Source organism: Pseudomonas protegens, assembly GCF_013407925.2.
GTDB classification, from domain to species: Bacteria; Pseudomonadota; Gammaproteobacteria; order Pseudomonadales; family Pseudomonadaceae; genus Aquipseudomonas; species Aquipseudomonas fluorescens_AP.
Window position 1 is genome coordinate 6,176,297 of record NZ_CP060201.1, and the last position, 17,533, is coordinate 6,193,829.

Below are 17,533 nucleotides of genomic sequence, written 5' to 3' on the forward strand. Positions count from 1 at the left end.
GCTCAGCTCCAGCCGGCTTTGGTCTTGCGGCTGGAATACAGCGCCAGCAGCACCAGGAACGAGAACACCAGCATGGCTCCGGCCAGCCAGTGGGCCTGGGCATACTCCATGGCCTCGACGTGGTCGTAGATCTGTACCGACACCACCCGGGTCTTGTCGGGAATGTTGCCGCCGATCATCAGCACCACGCCGAACTCGCCGACGGTGTGGGCAAAGCCGAGGATCGAGGCGGTGATGAAGCCCGGCCGCGCCAGGGGCAGGATCACCGTGAAAAAACTGTCCCAAGGGCCGGCGCGCAAGGTGGCGGCGACCTCCAGCGGGCGACTGCCGATGGCGGAAAAGGCGTTTTGCAGCGGTTGCACGACGAAGGGCATGGAATAGATCACCGAGCCCAGCACCAGGCCGCTGAAACTGAAGGTCAGGGTGCCCAATCCGAGGGATTGGGTGAGCTGGCCGAAAAAGCCGTTGGGCCCCAGGGCCAGCAGCAGGTAGAAACCGATCACCGTGGGGGGCAGCACCAGGGGCAGGGCCACCACCGCACCGACCGGCCCGCGCAGCCAGGAACGGGTGCGCGACAGCCACAGGGCAATCGGAGTGCCGACCACCAGCAGGATCAGCGTGGTCAGGGACGCCAGCTTCAGGGTCAGCCAGATGGCGGAAAAATCGGCACTCGACAGGCTCATTTACAGTTGATAACCGTAGGACTTGATGATGGCGGCGGCTTTCGGGCCCTTGAGGTAGTCGACCAGCGCCTGGGCGGCCGGGTTGTCCTTGCCCTTGTTGAGGATCACTGCATCCTGCTTGATCGGGTCATGCATCTGGGCGGGCACTATCCAGGCCGAACCGCTGCTGACTTTGCCGTCCTTGTAGATCTGTGACAAGGCGACAAAGCCCAGTTCGGCGTTGCCGGTGGAGACGAACTGGTAGGCCTGGGTGATGTTCTGGCCTTCGACGATCTTGTCCTTGACCTGATCGCTCAGGCCCAGCTTGGCCAGGACCTGGGTCGCGGCCAGGCCGTATGGCGCGGCCTTGGGATTGGCGATGGACAGGTGCTGGTACTGGTTGTCCTTGAGTACCTGGCCCTTGCTGTCGACATATCCCTGCTTGGCCGACCACAGGGCCAGGATGCCGATGGCATAGGTGAAGCGCGAGCCCTTGACCGTATCGCCTTCGCTTTCGAGCTTCTGCGGGGCGCTGTCGTCGGCCGAGAGAAAGACTTCAAAGGGCGCGCCATTCTTGATCTGGGTATAGAACTGCCCGGTGGCCCCGTAGGCCGCCACCAGTTTGTGGCCGGTGTCTTTTTCGAAGTCGGCGGCAATCGCCTGGATCGGCGCGGTGAAGTTGGCGGCCACCGCCACCTGGACTTCAGCGGCCTGGGCCGAACCCAAAGCGAAGACGGCAAGCAGGGCGGCAAGGCCGGTCGGGGCAAAACCTGAGGCGCGAAGGTTCATCAAACAGCTCCATTGGGGGGAAGGAAGGGCGGGCGCCAGCGCTGATTGCAGGGCCTGTGCAGCCAGGCGAGGAGAAGCGCTGTATAGCGGAATATATAGCGAATCGCCAGCCAGCGGAACTGCGAAACGGTCCCCCATGCACAGGGCCGCGACCGATGTCGCGGCCCTGTTCCTCAGCGTCTGTTCAACTGGGCCAGTGTCTGTTCGGCCAGGCGCAGGGTCAGCTCGTAGGCCGGCAGCTCGATGCCCAGGCGCAGGGCCTGGCCGGACCACAGGTTGGCAAAGTCCGCCTCGTCCTTGGCCTTGAGCGGCAGCAAGGCGCCACCGGCGCGGGGAAAGGCCGGAGCCAGCGGGCTGATGGGGCCGATTTCGCGCATCACCCGGTTGACGATGCCCCGGGCCGGGCGGCCGGTGAACAGGTTGGTCAGGGCGGTCTGGCTTTCCTTGGCGGTGCGCAGGGCCCGGTGGTGGGCCGCGCTGATCTTGGCTTCCGGGGTGAACAGGTAGGCGGTGCCCAGCTGTACCGCCGAGGCGCCCAGGGCCAGGGCAGCGACGATGCCCCGGGCGTCGCCGATACCGCCGGCAGCGATGACCGGCACCTTCACGGCATCGACGATCTGCGGCACCAGGGCCATGGTGCCGACCTGGGTGTCGAGGTCATCGCTGAGGAAGATCGCCCGATGGCCGCCGGCTTCGTAGCCCATGGCGATGATCGCGTCGCAACCGTGGGCTTGCAGCCATAGCGCCTCATCCACGGTGCTGGCCGAAGACAGCACCTTGGCGCCTGTGGCCTTGACCCGAGCCAGTAGCGCCGGCTCCGGCAGGCCGAAGTGAAAACTCACCACTTCGGGTCGCAGTTCCTCCACCAGCTGGCAACTGGCGTCATCGAAGGGCGCACGGTTGCTGACGGGCGTCGGGGCGTCGAAATCCGCTCCCAGCTCCTGGTAGTAGGGTTTCAGGGCCTCTTTCCAGCGGGCCTCCTGCTCGGGGTCGACGGCGGGCATCGAGTGGCAGAAGAAGTTCAGGTTCAGCGGGTGGCGGGTGGCGGCCCGGATGGTCTGCACCTCCAGGCGAATCTGTTCGGGGCTGAGCATGGCGCAGGGCAGCGAGCCCAGGGCGCCGGCGCGGCTGGCGCCGATCACCATGGCGGCGCCGGTGGCCCCGGCCATGGGGGCTTGGATGATGGGCAGTTCGATGCCCAGCAGGTCGAGGAGGCGGCGATCAGTCCAGTGGCTCATGTGCAAGGGTTCTCCGTCGGCAGGATTGGGCGAGGCGCCCCGGGGTTTTATCAGGCCAGGGCGTTGCGCGGCCAGCTGACTTTTCACTCCGGGCTCAATCGGGCGCCTCGACAACCGATACAACCGCCGTGTCGACCACTGTCGGCGGCGTCTATCCGAGGCTAGACTGCGGCGGATATTTTTCCTCATCGCCCCCCCCCCAAAAAAAAAGGAATGCCGACCATGGATGTAAAACTGCGCGAAGTCCTGCCCTTTAGCGTTGCCGGCCTGCAAGTACGGACCTGCAACGCGGCGGAGCAACAGGCGGACAGCGCCCGGATCGGGCCGATGTGGCAACGTTTTTATGTCGAAGACCTGTTCAACCAGATCACCTCGCGGCAAGCCGACTCGTTTGTCTATGGCGTGTATTCCAACTACGAGTCCGATGCCTCCGGGGCCTTCGACGTGATGGCCGGGGTGGCGGTCAGTGGCGCCAGCGCCGATTACCCCAGTGTGCAGATCCAGGGCGGTGACTACCTGGTGTTCAGCGCCCGGGGCGCGATGCCCGATTGCGTGATCCAGACCTGGGGCCTGATCTGGGCCTACTTTCAGGACAATCCCCAGGTCCGTCGTGCCTTCGCCACGGATTTCGAGGTCTATACCAGCCCTGACTCGGTGGCCATCTACATCGGCATTCAAGACTCGGGCAGCGCTTCGCGTTCCAGCAACTGACGCTTGCGCTCCACTCCCCAGCGGTAGCCGGAAAGGCTGCCGTCGCTGCGCACCACCCGGTGGCAGGGGATCGCCACTGCCAGGCTGTTGGCCGCGCAGGCCTGAGCCACCGCACGCATGGACTTGGGCGCGCCGATGCGCTGGGCGATCTCGGCGTAGCTGGCGGTGCTGCCGGCGGGAATGCTCTTGAGGGCCTGCCACACCCGTTCCTGGAACGCGGTACCGCGCAGGTCCAGGGGCAGATCCAGGCCGATGGCCGGCGCTTCGACAAAGCCCACCACCTGGGCCACCAGACGTTCGAAATCCGCGTCGGCGCCCAACAGGTTGGCCCGGGGAAACTTGTCCTGCAGTTGCTCCACCAGCTGGTTGGGGTCGTCCCCCAGGAGGATGGCGCAGACCCCGCGCTCGCTCCGGGCCACCAGGATCGCACCCAGGGAGCACTGGCCCACGGCAAAGCGGATATCGGTGTTGGGGCCGCCGGCACGGTAATCGCTGGGTTTCATGCCCAGCAATTGGTCGGCCGCCTCATAGAAGCGGCTGTTGGAATTGAAGCCGGCGTCGTACAAGGCGTCGGTCACCGAGTGACCGTTCTCCAGGTGATGGCGGACTCTGCGCGAGCGCTGGGCGTTGGCGTAGCCCCGGGGCGTGAGTCCGGTGGCGGCCTTGAACACCCGGTGGAAGTGGTAGCTGCTCATGCCCGCGTGCTGTGCCAGTTGCTCCAGGCTGGGGACCGATTCGGCGCGCTCGATCTGCCGACAAGCCTCGGCCACCATCGCCGCATGCTGCGCCGCGATCTGGGTCTGGTCGCTGGCCTGGCGTTTGCTCGGCCGATAGCCTGCGGCTTCGGCCTGTTCGGCGCTGTCGAAGAACTCGACGTTTTCTGCCTTCGGCAGTCGCGACAGGCTGCTGGGGCGGCAGTACACGCCGGTGGTGCGCACGGCGTAGACGAAGCTGGCATCGGCGCTGGCGTCGCGCTTGAGCACGGCCTGCCAGCGTGGGTCCTGTTCGATGCGCTGTTTGCGCGATGGGGCATTCATGATCGGTCCTCGGCTGGGCGTGGCGGCCAGATTAGCCGCCCGGGGGCGGCCCGGCACTCCGTGGCTTGCGCTGGAATTCCCGCGTTCACCCGGCATGGCGAAAGGTCAGGTTGATCCGCTGTCGGCCAAGCTCTGGGTGAGTACCGTCCTTGAGCGGCAGCACCCCGTGATAGCGCAGGCGGTCCACGCCGCCCCAGACCACCACGTCAGCGTGCAGCAGTGGCACCCGCAGGCTCCGGTCGCTGCGCTGCTGGCCGCCAAACAGGAAGATCGCCGGCAGCCCCAGGGACAGGGAAACGATGGGGGCGCTGAAGTCGCGTTCGTTCTTGTCCTGGTGCAGGGACATTTTGGCCCCGGGGCGGTAGCAGTTGATCAGGCAGGAGTCGGGATTGAAGTCGTTGAAGCCGGCGGCTTGCGCCGCGTGCTCGGCCAGTTGCCGGAACACCTCCGGCATCGCCGGCCAGGGCCGCAGGCTCTGCGGGTCGATGGCGCTGTAGCGGTAGCCGTGGCGGTCGGTGGTCCAGCCCAGCGCGCCGCAACTGCTCAAGCCGACGGACATGGTATGGCCGCCCGGCGTCAGCATCTGGCGAAAGGGTGCCGCCGCCAGCACTTCGTCGAGCCTGGGCAGCAGGCGCTCGATCCAGGGCAGGGCAAAGCCGCGCAGGACCAGGGCCTGGGGGCCCAGTACCTCGGTGCGTGGCGGCTGCTGCAGGTCGCTTTCGGCAAAGAGCCCGAGATTGGCCGGGGCGTCTGGGTTACAAGGCATCGTGAAAGATCACTCCAAGGGTGTGGCGCTGGCCGCTGTGCACGCGGCTGACCCCGTGGCGCAGAGTCACCCGATAATGCCCGCGCGCGCCTTTTACCGGCCGATGATGCACGGCGAAAAGCAGCCCATCACCTTGCTTCAGACCAATGACCTGTGGCCGCGATTGCATGCGCGGGCGCTGCTCGGTGAGCACCAGTTCGCCGCCGGTGAAGTCGGTTCCCGGCCGGGACAGCATGAACACCGCCTGCAGGGGAAACACCTGCTCGCCATACAGATCCTGATGCAGGCAGTTGTAGTCCTCGGGGCCGTATTGCAGCAACAGCGGCGTAGGGCGCGACTGGCCGGCGGCGTGACAGCGCTGGATGAATGCCGAATGTTCCGCCGGGTAACGCACGTCGATGTTCATGCTCTGGTTCCAGCGGTTGGCCTGCTCCACCAGATGGGGATAGAGCTGCTGGCGCAGTTGAGCCACCGGCTCGGGCAGCGGATAGCCAAAGTACTGGTACTGACCGCGACCAAAACCATGGCGGGCCATCAGCACTTTCGCGCGGAACAGTTCGGGCTGCGGATACAGCGCGCGGAGGGCCTGGCACTGCTGGGGCGTCAGCAGGCCTTCGAGGCGGGCGCAGCCGTCCTGGTCCAGGGCCTGCGCGATGCGGGCCCAGTCCAGTTGTTGCAGACGCAGGTGCAGCGAGGAAGCGGGCATGGCGCAAGTGTCCTGGGGCAGTAAGATCCCGGGCAGTCTGGGGCTCGGCTGTCCAGTACGCACTCCGCTGCTTGCGCTCGAATCCGGGGTGGGGGAGTTACAGGGCCTTGCTGACGTTGACGTCGCTGATCACGTCGTCGGACTGACCATGCAGGGCTTCCAGGGCGGCCAGGGCTTCTTCCTGGGTGCCGTTTTCCAGCTGGGCGAATTCGAAGCGGCGCTCGCCGTTGAGCTTGTATTTGATGACGTACTTGGTGGTCTGGGGCACGGGATTACCTGTTGTCGCAGAGGGGCGGTGGCTTAACGCAGTTTCGAGCTGGAACGGCGAATGATGCGGATCGAGTGGCTCAGGTTCGGCTTGCGGGTCACGCTGATCGGGCGCCGGTTGACGGTGTCGATGGTGATGTTCCAGAAGCCGGTGCTGGGTGCGGTGATCTTCGCCGGAAACTTGTCGAAAGCGCCGCCGTGATAGGTGTGGCGGCCGCCATTCTTGAAGCTGCGGAAGTTGGCGTCGCTCATCAGGCGAATGTTGCAGACCTGGGAGCATTCGATGACGACGATATCGTCTTCGTTCAGGTGCTCGCGCTGGTGGATGAATTTCATGGGCGCCTCCAGAAGGGCTATAGCTACAAAAAAACAAAACAGGTGCGTGGGCGATGGCGCAGTTTATCAGGCCCAACGGGGTATTATTCGGCCCCCGCGTCGCGGTTTGACAATTTAAAACAGTTATTTGGATTTTTATCGGCGATAAAGCCGTGCCTCCGGAGAAAAACAGCGCCGTTGCTGTCGGAGGGGCATTTATTGGAGGTTTGCTATGAAACGCTGGGTGTGGATTGTGCTGTTGGCCATCAGTGGCTGTGCGACGGTTTCGGACATCAACCAGACGCCGCCGACCCTGAACGTCATCTCCGGCAAGAAGCCCCAGGAGTACGTCCAGTGCCTGAGCGGCAAGCTCTCCGGCAGTCGCGGTGCGTTGCAGGTCGAGCCGCACAAGAACGGTTATCGCGTGCTAGTGCCCCAGACCCTGTCGTCGGCCCCGGCGGCGGTGTTCTACATCGATGAACGCTCCGGGGGCAGCAGCATCAAGCTGCATGAGCAGATGTCCAACAACCCCTTGCGGCCTCAGGACGTGCGCAAGGCGGGGGAGGCCTGCATCTCCGGTTGAGCCTCCAGGCCCAGGCGCGTCCTGGCGTCCCTTGCGCGGATGCCGCAGGCGCTGGCCGGTGCAAACCTCCTCCCTGCCGGGCCGCGTCCGTCCAGTGCGACAGCGGCCAGCGTGCAGTGGCACAAGCAGCCATTTCGCATTGTCGCTGTGGATCTATTGCCCTACTATTTGTGCGCTTATACCGGCTGGGTCTAAGCATATAACTAGAATAATGGAGTGCATATGATCCCACTGGATCGAATGTTATTGAGCGGCCTGATGCTGCTGTTTGTGCAATCTGCCTCTGCCGTCGACGGCCAGAAGGTGTTCACCCAGGGTGGCGCCCAGCCAGGGGCAACGGCCTGCCTGGCCTGTCACGGCGCTGATGCAATGGGGCTGGCGCCTGCCGGCTTTCCGCGTTTGGCGGGGTTGCCGGCGGGCTACCTGGCCAAGCAGTTGCACGACTTTCGCAGCGGCGCCCGCAGCAACCCGGTGATGCAGCCCCTGGCCAAGGCCTTGAGCGAAGAGGAAATCACCGCGGTCACCGCGACCCTGGCGGCCATGCCCGGGCCACAGACCCCGCAGACCCTGCGCAGCCAGAGCACCCGCGGCGTTGGCGAACGCCTGGCCCTGCGCGGTGCCTGGGAGCGTCAGGTGCCCGAGTGCGTCAGTTGTCACGGGCCGGGTGGCGTCGGTGTGGGCGTGGCCTTTCCACCGCTTGCCGGACAGCCCGCCAGTTACCTGGTGGCTCAGTTGAACGCCTGGCGCGACGGCACTCGTCACAACGATCCCAATGACCTGATGGGGCATGTCGCCAAATCCCTGAGTGCCGACGAGGTCACGGCCGTGGCGGACTACTTTGCCCAACTGCAACCCCAGGAGGCGCGGCCATGAAACTATTGATTGCCGGGCCGTTGCTGGCATTGCTCGCCGCCCAGGTACAAGCCGCCGGCATTGCCATGGAAGACCAGTCGCAGATACCGGCGCCAAGCGCTTCGGCCCAGGCCCAGTACTTCAAGCCGCCCGCCGAAAGCGAGTTGCCGGACAACGCCTACGGCAAGCTGGTGCGCGAGGGCCATGCGCTGTTCGTCGACACCAAGCGCCGCGCGCCGCAATACGTGGGCAATGGGCTCAATTGCAGCAACTGCCACCTCGATCAGGGGCGTCTGGCCAACTCTGCGCCGCTGTGGGGCGCCTATCCGATGTACCCCGCCTACCGCAAGAAGAACGACAAGGTGAACACCTTCGCCGAACGCTTGCAGGGCTGCTTTCAGTTCAGCATGAACGGTGGTCAGCCGCCGGCGGCCGACAGCCCGGAGATCACCGCGCTGTCGGTGTATGCCTACTGGTTGGCGAGCAAGGCGCCGCTGGGCGTCGAACTGCCGGGCCGGGGGTATCCCGATGTGGCCCAGCCAGCCAAGGGTTATGACTTGAAGCAGGGCGCGGCGGTGTACCAGGCGCAATGTGCGGTCTGCCATGGTGAACAAGGGCAGGGGCAGAAGGTCGGGGCCGATTACGTGATGCCGCCGCTGTGGGGCAAGGATTCCTACAACTGGGGGGCGGGGATGCACCGGATCAATACCGCGGCGTCCTTTATCAAGCACAACATGCCCTTGGGCAAGGGCGGCAGCTTGAGCGATCAGCAGGCGTGGGACGTGGCGGCCTTCGTCAACAGCCATGAACGGCCGCAGGATCCGCGTCTGGTGGAGGGCTCGATCGAGAAGACCCGGGTCAAGTTTCACGCCAATGACGGGGTAAATTTGTACGGTCAGACCGTAGAAGGCGTGCTGATCGGCCAGGGCATCCGATAAACTAGCGCCTGTCGTTACCGATGCCGCCTGGGCTCACGCTTTGGCGGCATCGCTTTTTTGGGAGAGAGCATGAAGCGGGAACACGTCAGGGAAAAGCATGCAGAGGGCTCGATCTCTGCCACCCATGTGATCCAGAACCCGGCCAATTCCGGGGAGTGGATCGTGTTCTTCAAGAAAAGCGCCGGGCGCAGCTATTTTCTGGTGGATGACAGTGACGAGGTGGAGTCTTTCGCCCGCCTCGACGACCTGATCGAAACCATTCGCGGCCTGGGCATCAAGTTCGCCGAAATTCATATGTAGCGGGCGTCCGTGCGCTACTTGCAGACCACCACCACGCTGCGGCTCTTGTAGTTGCCGACATCGACGCCCAGGGTCTTGTCGCTTTCCTTGGGGGCCGGGGTGCCGTCGGTGCTGACGATCCGATAGCCGGTACCGGCGCAGGAGGCGTCGGCCTTTTCATAGCAGCTGGCCCAGGAGCCGGCTTCTCCGGAGCAATCGATGCTCAGGCCCTGCTCGCCATTGGCCAGGTAAGTATTGGAGGCGGTGGCGCATCCGGTCAGAGCCAGTACCGCGGTGACTGCGAGAAGTCTGTTCATGGGGGATTTCGTCGTCTGCAGAGGAGGGGGGAGCTTGGGGCCATGCATCAGCGTTGCGATGCTATAGCTAATGGCCATTTCGGTACAGCGCATTCCCTTAGTCCGCCGCCGCTGCGCAAAAGTGCCGCTGCTCGATAGACGGAACATTCCGCGAACTGCCCAGAGGTGGCAGAAGGCCGTGAACGGTGCCATCAGTCGCGCCTGGCAGAGGCGCTGCGAGGGCGTTTGGGATGGCTGCGGCGGCGTGTCCGCTCGATGCTCGTGTCCGGCGCGCAGGCGGCGGATTTCAAGGCCTGCGGGGTCGTGGTCGTTTACCTTGAGCGCTAACTGATGAATGCGACGGAACTATATGGCGCTTTATTTCTCTATGATGGCAGCGGTTAGCCAGCGCGGGGCATTGTAAGGTGCACGCCGCCTGATTAGACTGCGCCGAAACTCGCACGCACAGCCTTTTTAAGGACTCATATGATCAAGAAATGCTTGTTCCCAGCAGCCGGTTACGGTACTCGCTTCCTGCCAGCGACTAAAGCCATGCCTAAAGAAATGCTGCCGGTGGTGAACAAGCCACTGATCCAGTACGGCGTTGAAGAAGCGCTGGATGCCGGATTGACTGAAATCTCCATCGTGACCGGCCGTGGCAAGCGCGCCCTCGAAGACCACTTCGACATCAGTTACGAGCTGGAAAACCAGATCAAGGGCACCGACAAGGAGAAATACCTGGTTGGTATCCGCAAACTGCTGGACGAGTGCTCGTTCTCCTACACTCGCCAGACTGAAATGAAAGGCCTGGGCCACGCAATTCTGACCGGCCGCCCGCTGATCGGTGACGAACCCTTCGCCGTGGTACTGGCGGACGACCTGTGCGTCAACCTTGAAGGCGACGGCGTCCTGACCCAGATGGTCAAGCTGTACAAGCAGTTCCGCTGCTCGATCGTGGCCATCCAGGAAGTCGACCCGCAGGAGACCAACAAGTACGGCGTGATCGCCGGCGAGATGATCCGCGACGACATCTACCGCGTTCACAGCATGGTCGAGAAGCCAAAGCCGGAAGATGCGCCGTCGAACCTGGCGATCATCGGTCGTTACATCCTGACGCCGGACATCTTCGACCTGATCGAGCAGACCGAGCCGGGCAAGGGTGGCGAAATCCAGATCACTGACGCCCTGATGAAGCAGGCGCAGAACGGCTGTGTAATGGCCTACAAGTTCAAGGGCAAGCGTTTCGACTGCGGTGGCGCCGAAGGCTACATCGACGCGACCAACTTCTGCTTCGAGAACTTCTACAAGACCGGCAAGGCTTACTGATAGCAGCTGCGCGGGTTTGTCGGAAAAAGCCACCTTCGGGTGGCTTTTTCATTGGTTGCCCTTATGTCAATCCTCTGCGCTGACCCGATCGCCATCTGCGGTTATGCTTGTCAGCCTGCCTGGGAGAGTGAAATGGCCTACGATTTTGATCTTTATGTAATTGGCGCCGGTTCCGGCGGTGTACGTTGCGCACGCTTTGCCGCGGGCTTCGGCGCGAAAGTCGCGGTCGCCGAAAGCCGCTATCTGGGCGGTACCTGCGTCAACGTCGGTTGTGTACCGAAAAAGTTGCTGGTGTACGGCGCGCACTTTGCCGAAGACTTCGAGCAGGCGTCGGGTTTCGGCTGGTCCCTTGACGAGGCTCATTTCGATTGGGCGACCTTGATCGCCAACAAGGACCGTGAAATCAATCGTCTCAACGGCATCTACCGCAATCTGCTGGTCAACAGTGGTGTGACCCTGCATGAAGGCCACGCCAAGCTGATCGATCCGCATCAGATCGAGGTCAATGGCCAGCGCTACACCGCCAAGCACATCCTGATTGCCACTGGCGGCTGGCCGCAGATTCCGGACATTCCGGGGCGCGAGCATGCCATCAGTTCCAATGAGGCGTTCTTCCTCAAGGAACTGCCCAAGCGCGTGCTGGTGGTCGGCGGCGGCTACATTGCGGTGGAGTTTGCCGGGATCTTCCACGGTCTGGGCGCCGATACCCGGTTGCTGTATCGCGGCGATCTGTTCCTGCGCGGCTTTGACGGCGCGGTGCGCAAGCATCTGCAGGAAGAGCTGACCAAGCGCGGGCTGGACCTGCAATTCAATGCCGACATCGAGCGCATCGACAAGCAGGCCGATGGCAGCCTGCAAGTCACCCTCAAGGATGGCCGCACGCTGCTGACCGATTGTGTGTTCTACGCCACCGGGCGTCGGCCGATGCTCGACAACCTGGGCCTGGAGAACACCGGGGTCAAACTCGACAAGCGTGGCTTTATCGAGGTAGATGAGCAGTACCAGAGCAGCGAGCCATCGATCCTGGCGATTGGCGATGTGATCGGCCGGGTACAGCTGACCCCGGTGGCCCTGGCTGAAGGCATGGCCGTGGCCCGGCGCCTGTTCAAGCCCGAGCAGTACCGCCCGGTGGATTACCGGATGATTCCCACGGCGGTGTTCAGCCTGCCGAATATCGGCACTGTTGGCCTGACCGAAGAGCAGGCGCGGGAAGCGGGGCACAAGGTGCAGATCTTCGAAAGCCGGTTCCGGCCGATGAAGCTGACCCTGACCGATTGCCAGGAACGAACCCTGATGAAGCTGGTGGTGGACGCCGACAGCGACAAAGTGCTGGGCTGCCACATGGTCGGTCCGGACGCTGGTGAAATCGTCCAGGGGCTGGCGATTGCCCTGAAGGCCGGGGCGACCAAGCGTGATTTCGACGAAACCATCGGCGTGCACCCGACCGCCGCCGAAGAGTTCGTCACCATGCGCACGCCTGTCGCCGACTGATCAGGCGTCGGCTTTCTTGCCGGCCTTCGCCTTGCTGGCGGAGGCCAGGCGCAGCGCCTCAAGGCCGGCCTCGGCCTTGGCGGCGCGCAACTCCATCTCCTTGCTCAGGCGAGTCTGCTCGTCGGCTCTTTCCCTGAGTGCCTGCATCTCCTCCGAAGCCACACGCAAGCGTTCCTGCAGCAGGGTGCTGGCGCTGTCCAGGCGTGTCAGCTGTTCGCGCAGCTGTGCCTGCAGGGCGGCGCTCTGGCTGGCGGCATCCTGGGCGTGCTTGAGCTCCTTGTGGCTGGCCCGTTGTTCGCTGAGCAGGCGCTCGTTGTCGCGATGCAGCTGAGTGATTTCATCCTGGCGAACCAGGGCGCTCTGCTGGGCTTGGCGCAGTTCGGCCTGCAACTGCTGCAGCTGGCCTTCGTGGCGGCGCTGCTCCTGCTCGCGCTGTTCCTTGCTGGCGGCGCGGTAGTGTTCCAGGGCGTCCCGGGCGTGCAGGTGCTTGTCTTCCAGGGAGCGAATCTGCTGCTCCTTGTCTTCCAGGCGCAGGTCGTAGTCCTTTAGCGCCTGGTTGAGCTCGGCATTGCGGGTCTGTTCGCTTTGCAGCATCGAGCGAGTGTCTTGCAGCGCGGCGCTTTCACCGGCCAGGGCGCTGGCCTGGATCTGCAGTTGCTGTTGCAGCTGCTCCTGGGTGCGTCGGGCTTGCTCCAGCTGTTGCTCGAATGCCTGCCTCTGTTGCTCGGAGTGGGCGAGGGCCTGCTCCAGGGGCTCCTGAGCTTGCTCCTGCAGGCGCTGCGCCAGGCGCCCGACCAGTTCGCTCAGTTCCTCATCCAGGGCCACCGGGCCAGCCTCCCGGCGAGTGCTGCCATCGTCGAGCTCCTTCAGGTAGCGGTGGATGGTGGTTTTTGAGCCGGTATTGCCCATTTCAATGCGTACTGCATCGATGCTCGGGTGTTCGCCGCGGGCGAGAATCGCCTGGCGCGCCTTTTTCACCACCGCTTTGTTAATACCTCCGCGAGCCATGTGTCCTCCGTCGATTTAATACTGTGATACGTAGTATGTAATTATCGATAATTGTACAGGTATAAAGGCGCAATCGATAGCGTAAATTTGACATGGGATATTGTAGTATTACCCCGTGTGATAGGCGCAGCGGCCGGTTTTCGCCCCTGGTCGCCGTACATTTGCTTCAGTGGAGTTGCCATGAGTGAGCTGGACCGTTACCTGCAAGCCGCCACCCGCGATAACACCCGTCGCAGCTATCGGGCGGCCATCGAGCACTTCGAGGTGCAGTGGGGCGGATTCCTGCCGGCCACCGCCGACAGCGTGGCCCGTTATCTGGTGGCCTATGCCGGTGAGCTGTCGATCAACACCTTGAAGTTGCGCCTCTCGGCCCTGGCCCAATGGCACAACAGCCAGGGCTTTGCCGACCCGACCAAGGCACCGGTGGTGCGCCAGGTGTTCAAGGGCATTCGCGCGGTGCACCCGGTTCGTGAAAAACAGGCCGAGCCATTGCAGTTGCAGCATCTGGAGCGGGTGATTGCCTGGCTCGATGGCGAGGCAACAGCGGCTCGTGGCGAAGGACGCCAGGCCGACCTGTTGCGGGCGCTGCGCGATCGGGCGTTGATCCTGCTGGGTTTCTGGCGAGGGTTTCGCAGTGACGAGCTATGCCGCCTGCAGATCGAGCATGTGCAGGCCAGCGCCGGATCCGGCATCAGCCTGTATGTCCCGCGCAGCAAGGGCGACCGCGACAACCTGGGGCGCACCTATCACACGCCGGCCTTGCAACGCCTGTGTCCGGTGCAGGCCTATATCGAATGGATCAATGCCGCGGCCCTGGTTCGCGGGCCGGTGTTTCGCGCGATCGATCGCTGGGGCCACCTGAGTGAGCAGGGCTTGCATGCCAACAGCGTTATTCCCCTGTTGCGCCAGGCCCTGGAGCGCGCCGGTATCGCCGCCGAACACTACACCAGCCATTCCCTGCGCCGGGGTTTTGCCACCTGGGCGCATCGCAGCGGTTGGGACCTGAAGTCGCTGATGAGCTATGTCGGCTGGAAGGACATGAAGTCGGCCATGCGTTACCTGGAGGTCAATCCGTTCATGGGCATGGCGCGGATCGACGAGAAGCCTGTGCGCCAGTGATCAAAGGTTTCTTCTATCAATAGGCTGGCCTTATAGCCAAAACCAATCGTCAGCATCAGGTTTGCCAATGAGCCAAGCGGCGACTGATTGGCTAGGATTCTCCCCATCAAGTTTTCACCCAACGTTTTCAACCACTGATGGAGAGTCAACGATGCCTATCATCAACAGCCAAGTTAAACCGTTCAAAGCCACTGCATTCAAAAACGGCGCATTCGTCGAAGTGTCGGACGCGGATCTGAAAGGCAAATGGTCCGTCGTATTCTTCTACCCGGCTGACTTCACCTTCGTCTGCCCGACCGAGCTGGAAGACCTGGCCGACAACTACGCCGAATTCCAGAAACTGGGCGTTGAGATCTACAGCGTTTCCACCGACACCCACTTTGCCCACGCAGCCTGGCACAACACTTCGCCAGCCATCGGCAAAATCCAGTACACCATGATCGGCGACCCGACCCTGGCCATCTCGCGCAACTTCGACGTGCTGATCGAAGAAGCCGGTCTGGCTGACCGTGGCACCTTCGTGATCAACCCTGAAGGCCAGATCAAGATCGTTGAAATCAACGATGGCGGTGTCGGTCGTGACGCTTCCGAGCTGCTGCGCAAGATCAAGGCCGCTCAGTACGTTGCCGCGCACCCAGGCGAAGTCTGCCCAGCCAAGTGGAAAGAAGGCGAGGCCACCCTGGCTCCGTCCCTGGACCTGGTCGGCAAGATCTAAGTCCATGTTTTATCCAAGGGCGGTCATCCGCACTTAAGTCAGCCGCACCGCCCTCAAATAACGCCCGGGCGAGATTCGCCCGGGCGTTGTTTTTTATACCGAATCAATAGGAAATCGCCCGTATGTTGGACGCCAATCTTAAAGCTCAGTTGAAGTCTTACCTGGAACGGGTCACCCAGCCGATCGAGATCGTCGCTTCCCTCGACGACGGTGCGAAATCCCAGGAAATGCTTGCGTTACTCAAAGACATTGTCAGTCTTTCCAACCAGATTACCTTGCTCGACAACGGCACCGATGCGCGCAAGCCGTCGTTCTCGTTGAATCGCCCGGGCGGTGATATCAGCCTGCGTTTCGCCGGTATCCCCATGGGCCACGAATTCACCTCCCTGGTGCTGGCCCTGCTGCAAGTCGGTGGTCACCCCTCCAAAGCCAGTGCCGAGGTGATCGAGCAGATCCGCTCGCTCAAGGGCGAGTTCAATTTTGAAACCTACTTCTCGCTGTCCTGCCAGAACTGCCCGGACGTGGTCCAGGCGCTGAACCTGATGGCGGTGCTCAACCCCAATATCCGCCACGTGGCCATTGACGGCGCGCTGTTCCAGGCCGAAGTCGATGAGCGCAAGGTGATGGCGGTGCCAAGCATCTACCTCAACGGCGTGAACTTCGGTCAGGGCCGCATGGGCCTGGAGGAGATCCTCGCCAAGCTCGACACCGGTGCGGTGCACAAGCAGGCGCAGAAGCTCAACGCCAAAGAGGCCTTTGATGTGCTGGTGGTCGGCGGTGGTCCGGCTGGGGCTTCGGCAGCCATCTACGCCGCGCGCAAAGGCATTCGTACCGGGGTCGCCGCCGAACGTTTCGGCGGCCAGGTGCTGGACACCATGGCCATCGAGAACTTTGTCTCGGTGCAAGAGACCGAGGGGCCGAAACTGGCGGCGGCGCTGGAGGAACACGTCAAGCAGTACGACGTCGACATCATGAACCTGCAGCGTGCCAGCGCCCTGGTGCCGGCCAAGGAGGTCGGCGGCCTGCACGAGATCCAGTTCGAAAGCGGTGCCAGCCTCAAGGCCAAGTCGGTGATCCTGGCCACCGGTGCCCGCTGGCGTGAAATGGGCGTGCCCGGCGAGCAGGAATACAAGGCCAGGGGCGTGTGCTTCTGCCCGCACTGCGACGGTCCGCTGTTTAAAGGCAAGCGCGTGGCGGTGATCGGCGGCGGCAACTCCGGCGTCGAAGCCGCCATCGACCTGGCGGGTATCGTCAGCCACGTGACCCTGCTTGAGTTCGACAGCAAGCTGCGGGCCGATGCGGTGTTGCAGCGCAAGCTCTACAGCCTGCCCAACGTCAAGGTCATCACCAGTGCCCTGACCAGTGAAGTGAAGGGCGACGGGCAGAAGGTCACCGGCCTGGCCTACAAGGATCGTGACTCGGGTGAGTTCCACACGGTGGACCTGGAAGGCATCTTTGTGCAGATCGGTCTGTTGCCCAACACCGATTGGCTCAAGGGCACGGTGGAACTGTCGCCCCGTGGCGAAATCATCGTCGATGCCCGTGGCGAGACTTCGCTGCCGGGGGTGTTCGCCGCCGGCGACGTGACCACGGTGCCGTACAAGCAGATCGTGATTGCGGTGGGCGAGGGCGCCAAGGCTTCCCTGAGCGCGTTCGACCACTTGATCCGCACTTCAGCCCCGGCATAACCGGCACTGGAAAAACAAAACCCCATGAGCCTGCGCTCATGGGGTTTTTTATTGCCGTTTTGCAGGGGGTGCGCTGTGTCTGGGAGCGGGCTCCTGCGCAAACTGGGTTACAGCGGGGCCGGCTGGATGATTTCGACCCAGTAGCCGTCCGGGTCCTTGATGAAGGCCAGGCTCTTCATGCGGCCGTCGTTCAGGCGTTTTTGAAAGTCGCAGCCCAGGGCTTCGAAACGTTCGCAGGCGGCAACGATGTCCGGCACCGAGATGCAGATGTGGCCAAAGCCCCGCGGGTCGCTGTTGCCGTTGTGGTAGGCGAAGTCCGGATCGTTTTCGGTGCCGTGGTTATGGGTCAGTTCGAGGATGCCAGGGATGGATTTCATCCATTCGGTACGGGCTGCGGCGTCCGTCGGGATCTGCGCCTTGTCCACCAGGGCGAGGAAGTACAGGCTGAACTCGGCTTCGGGAAAGTCGCGTTTCTCCACCAGGGAGAAGCCCAGGACCCGGGTGTAGAAGTCCAGGGAGCGGGTGATGTCCTTGACCCGCAACATGGTGTGGTTGAACACGAAGCGTGCGGTCGCCGCATCCGGTTGAGCGGTCACGCCGGGGAAAGTGTTGAGTTGTTCGAGGCTCATGGGCCCTCCAGGAAAAAGTGCGGCAAAGGTTGTTCGCAAGAGCCAGCCAGCCCTTGTCTGGCAAGGGTTCAGGCGTCGTTGGGGTCGGGCAATGATACGCAACCGGAAGCCCTGACGC

21 protein-coding genes are annotated in these 17,533 nt (G+C 63.0%); 10 read left to right on the forward strand and 11 right to left on the reverse strand.

Translation table 11 applies throughout. The annotated features are described in order from the left end of the window. Positions 1-2: 2 nt before the first annotated feature. The 3 genes from modB to GGI48_RS28560 all read right to left on the reverse strand — a co-directional run bounded on the left by modB (position 3) and on the right by GGI48_RS28560 (position 2,689). Positions 3-683, reverse strand: a complete 681-nt coding sequence (gene modB, locus GGI48_RS28550; RefSeq protein WP_092314190.1) for a molybdate ABC transporter permease subunit — start codon at positions 681-683, stop codon at positions 3-5. Continuing rightward, positions 684-1,451, reverse strand: coding sequence for a molybdate ABC transporter substrate-binding protein (gene modA, locus GGI48_RS28555; protein ID WP_260620559.1), 768 nt, complete (start codon positions 1,449-1,451; stop codon positions 684-686). 173 nt (positions 1,452-1,624) lie between these two features. Further along, positions 1,625-2,689, reverse strand: coding sequence for an NAD(P)H-dependent flavin oxidoreductase (locus GGI48_RS28560; protein ID WP_047304831.1), 1,065 nt, complete (start codon positions 2,687-2,689; stop codon positions 1,625-1,627). A 222-nt stretch (positions 2,690-2,911) separates the two neighbouring features. Here GGI48_RS28560 and GGI48_RS28565 point away from each other — a divergent pair, with 222 nt between their 5' ends. Then, positions 2,912-3,400 (forward strand): GyrI-like domain-containing protein, encoded by a 489-nt coding sequence (locus tag GGI48_RS28565; protein ID WP_179601248.1) that lies wholly within the window; start codon positions 2,912-2,914, stop codon positions 3,398-3,400. Here the strand turns inward: GGI48_RS28565 and ada are convergent. The 5 genes from ada to GGI48_RS28590 all read right to left on the reverse strand — a co-directional run bounded on the left by ada (position 3,364) and on the right by GGI48_RS28590 (position 6,512). Continuing rightward, positions 3,364-4,437: a bifunctional DNA-binding transcriptional regulator/O6-methylguanine-DNA methyltransferase Ada gene (gene ada, locus GGI48_RS28570; RefSeq protein WP_103741545.1), complete on the reverse strand. Its 1,074-nt coding sequence runs from the start codon at positions 4,435-4,437 to the stop codon at positions 3,364-3,366. The genes GGI48_RS28565 and ada overlap by 37 nt on opposite strands. Before the next feature lie 85 nt (positions 4,438-4,522). Further along, positions 4,523-5,203 carry a DNA oxidative demethylase AlkB gene (gene alkB, locus GGI48_RS28575; RefSeq protein ID WP_179601250.1) on the reverse strand — a complete coding sequence of 227 codons (681 nt, stop codon included), beginning with the start codon at positions 5,201-5,203 and terminating at the stop codon, positions 4,523-4,525. Then, positions 5,193-5,909, reverse strand: a complete 717-nt coding sequence (locus GGI48_RS28580) for a 2OG-Fe(II) oxygenase (RefSeq protein WP_179601252.1) — start codon at positions 5,907-5,909, stop codon at positions 5,193-5,195. Before GGI48_RS28580 ends, alkB begins: the two co-directional genes overlap by 11 nt. A gap of 97 nt (positions 5,910-6,006) precedes the next feature. Further along, positions 6,007-6,177, reverse strand: coding sequence for a hypothetical protein (locus GGI48_RS28585; RefSeq protein WP_016964154.1), 171 nt, complete (start codon positions 6,175-6,177; stop codon positions 6,007-6,009). 32 nt (positions 6,178-6,209) lie between these two features. Continuing rightward, entirely contained in the window at positions 6,210-6,512 is a 303-nt protein-coding gene (locus GGI48_RS28590) for a DUF1883 domain-containing protein (RefSeq protein ID WP_016964155.1), read from the reverse strand. Between the two features lie 211 nt (positions 6,513-6,723). Here GGI48_RS28590 and GGI48_RS28595 point away from each other — a divergent pair, with 211 nt between their 5' ends. The 4 genes from GGI48_RS28595 (at position 6,724) to GGI48_RS28610 (ending at position 9,164) form a co-directional block, all read left to right on the forward strand. Next, positions 6,724-7,074, forward strand: a complete 351-nt coding sequence (locus GGI48_RS28595) for a hypothetical protein (RefSeq protein WP_179601254.1) — start codon at positions 6,724-6,726, stop codon at positions 7,072-7,074. Between the two features lie 222 nt (positions 7,075-7,296). Beyond that, complete coding sequence (locus tag GGI48_RS28600) at positions 7,297-7,947, forward strand: c-type cytochrome (protein ID WP_179601256.1); 651 nt, start codon at positions 7,297-7,299, stop codon at positions 7,945-7,947. Positions 7,948-8,012: 65 nt separating this feature from the next. Next, positions 8,013-8,864 carry a c-type cytochrome gene (locus GGI48_RS28605; protein WP_372840117.1) on the forward strand — a complete coding sequence of 284 codons (852 nt, stop codon included), beginning with the start codon at positions 8,013-8,015 and terminating at the stop codon, positions 8,862-8,864. Between the two features lie 69 nt (positions 8,865-8,933). Then, complete coding sequence (locus GGI48_RS28610; RefSeq protein WP_016964159.1) at positions 8,934-9,164, forward strand: hypothetical protein; 231 nt, start codon at positions 8,934-8,936, stop codon at positions 9,162-9,164. A 14-nt stretch (positions 9,165-9,178) separates the two neighbouring features. Here GGI48_RS28610 and GGI48_RS28615 read toward each other — a convergent pair whose 3' ends face one another. Further along, complete coding sequence (locus GGI48_RS28615; protein ID WP_016964160.1) at positions 9,179-9,460, reverse strand: hypothetical protein; 282 nt, start codon at positions 9,458-9,460, stop codon at positions 9,179-9,181. Between the two features lie 465 nt (positions 9,461-9,925). On the opposite strand from GGI48_RS28615, the gene galU reads away from it, so the two are divergent. Both galU and gorA read left to right on the forward strand, forming a co-directional pair. Then, positions 9,926-10,765, forward strand: a complete 840-nt coding sequence (gene galU / locus GGI48_RS28620) for a UTP--glucose-1-phosphate uridylyltransferase GalU (protein ID WP_003182953.1) — start codon at positions 9,926-9,928, stop codon at positions 10,763-10,765. 132 nt (positions 10,766-10,897) lie between these two features. Then, the gene (gene gorA / locus GGI48_RS28625; RefSeq protein ID WP_179601258.1) at positions 10,898-12,256 is read left to right on the forward strand and encodes a glutathione-disulfide reductase; all 1,359 of its coding nucleotides are present in this window, start codon (positions 10,898-10,900) and stop codon (positions 12,254-12,256) included. Here the strand turns inward: gorA and GGI48_RS28630 are convergent, their stop codons facing one another. After that, on the reverse strand, positions 12,257-13,264 hold the full coding sequence (locus GGI48_RS28630; RefSeq protein WP_179601260.1) for a DNA-binding protein: 1,008 nt from the start codon (positions 13,262-13,264) through the stop codon (positions 12,257-12,259). Between the two features lie 180 nt (positions 13,265-13,444). Between GGI48_RS28630 and GGI48_RS28635 the strand changes: the two genes are divergently transcribed. The 3 genes from GGI48_RS28635 (at position 13,445) to ahpF (ending at position 16,786) form a co-directional block, all read left to right on the forward strand. Continuing rightward, complete coding sequence (locus tag GGI48_RS28635; RefSeq protein ID WP_179601262.1) at positions 13,445-14,383, forward strand: site-specific integrase; 939 nt, start codon at positions 13,445-13,447, stop codon at positions 14,381-14,383. Between the two features lie 151 nt (positions 14,384-14,534). Further along, positions 14,535-15,098: an alkyl hydroperoxide reductase subunit C gene (gene ahpC / locus GGI48_RS28640; protein WP_011061677.1), complete on the forward strand. Its 564-nt coding sequence runs from the start codon at positions 14,535-14,537 to the stop codon at positions 15,096-15,098. Positions 15,099-15,220: 122 nt separating this feature from the next. Further along, the gene (gene ahpF, locus GGI48_RS28645) at positions 15,221-16,786 is read left to right on the forward strand and encodes an alkyl hydroperoxide reductase subunit F (protein WP_179601264.1); all 1,566 of its coding nucleotides are present in this window, start codon (positions 15,221-15,223) and stop codon (positions 16,784-16,786) included. 107 nt (positions 16,787-16,893) lie between these two features. Here ahpF and gloA read toward each other — a convergent pair whose 3' ends face one another. Next, a complete protein-coding gene (gene gloA / locus GGI48_RS28650) occupies positions 16,894-17,415 on the reverse strand; it encodes a lactoylglutathione lyase (RefSeq protein WP_016968669.1) in 522 nt (173 codons plus the stop codon). Between the last annotated feature and the right edge of the window lie 118 nt (positions 17,416-17,533).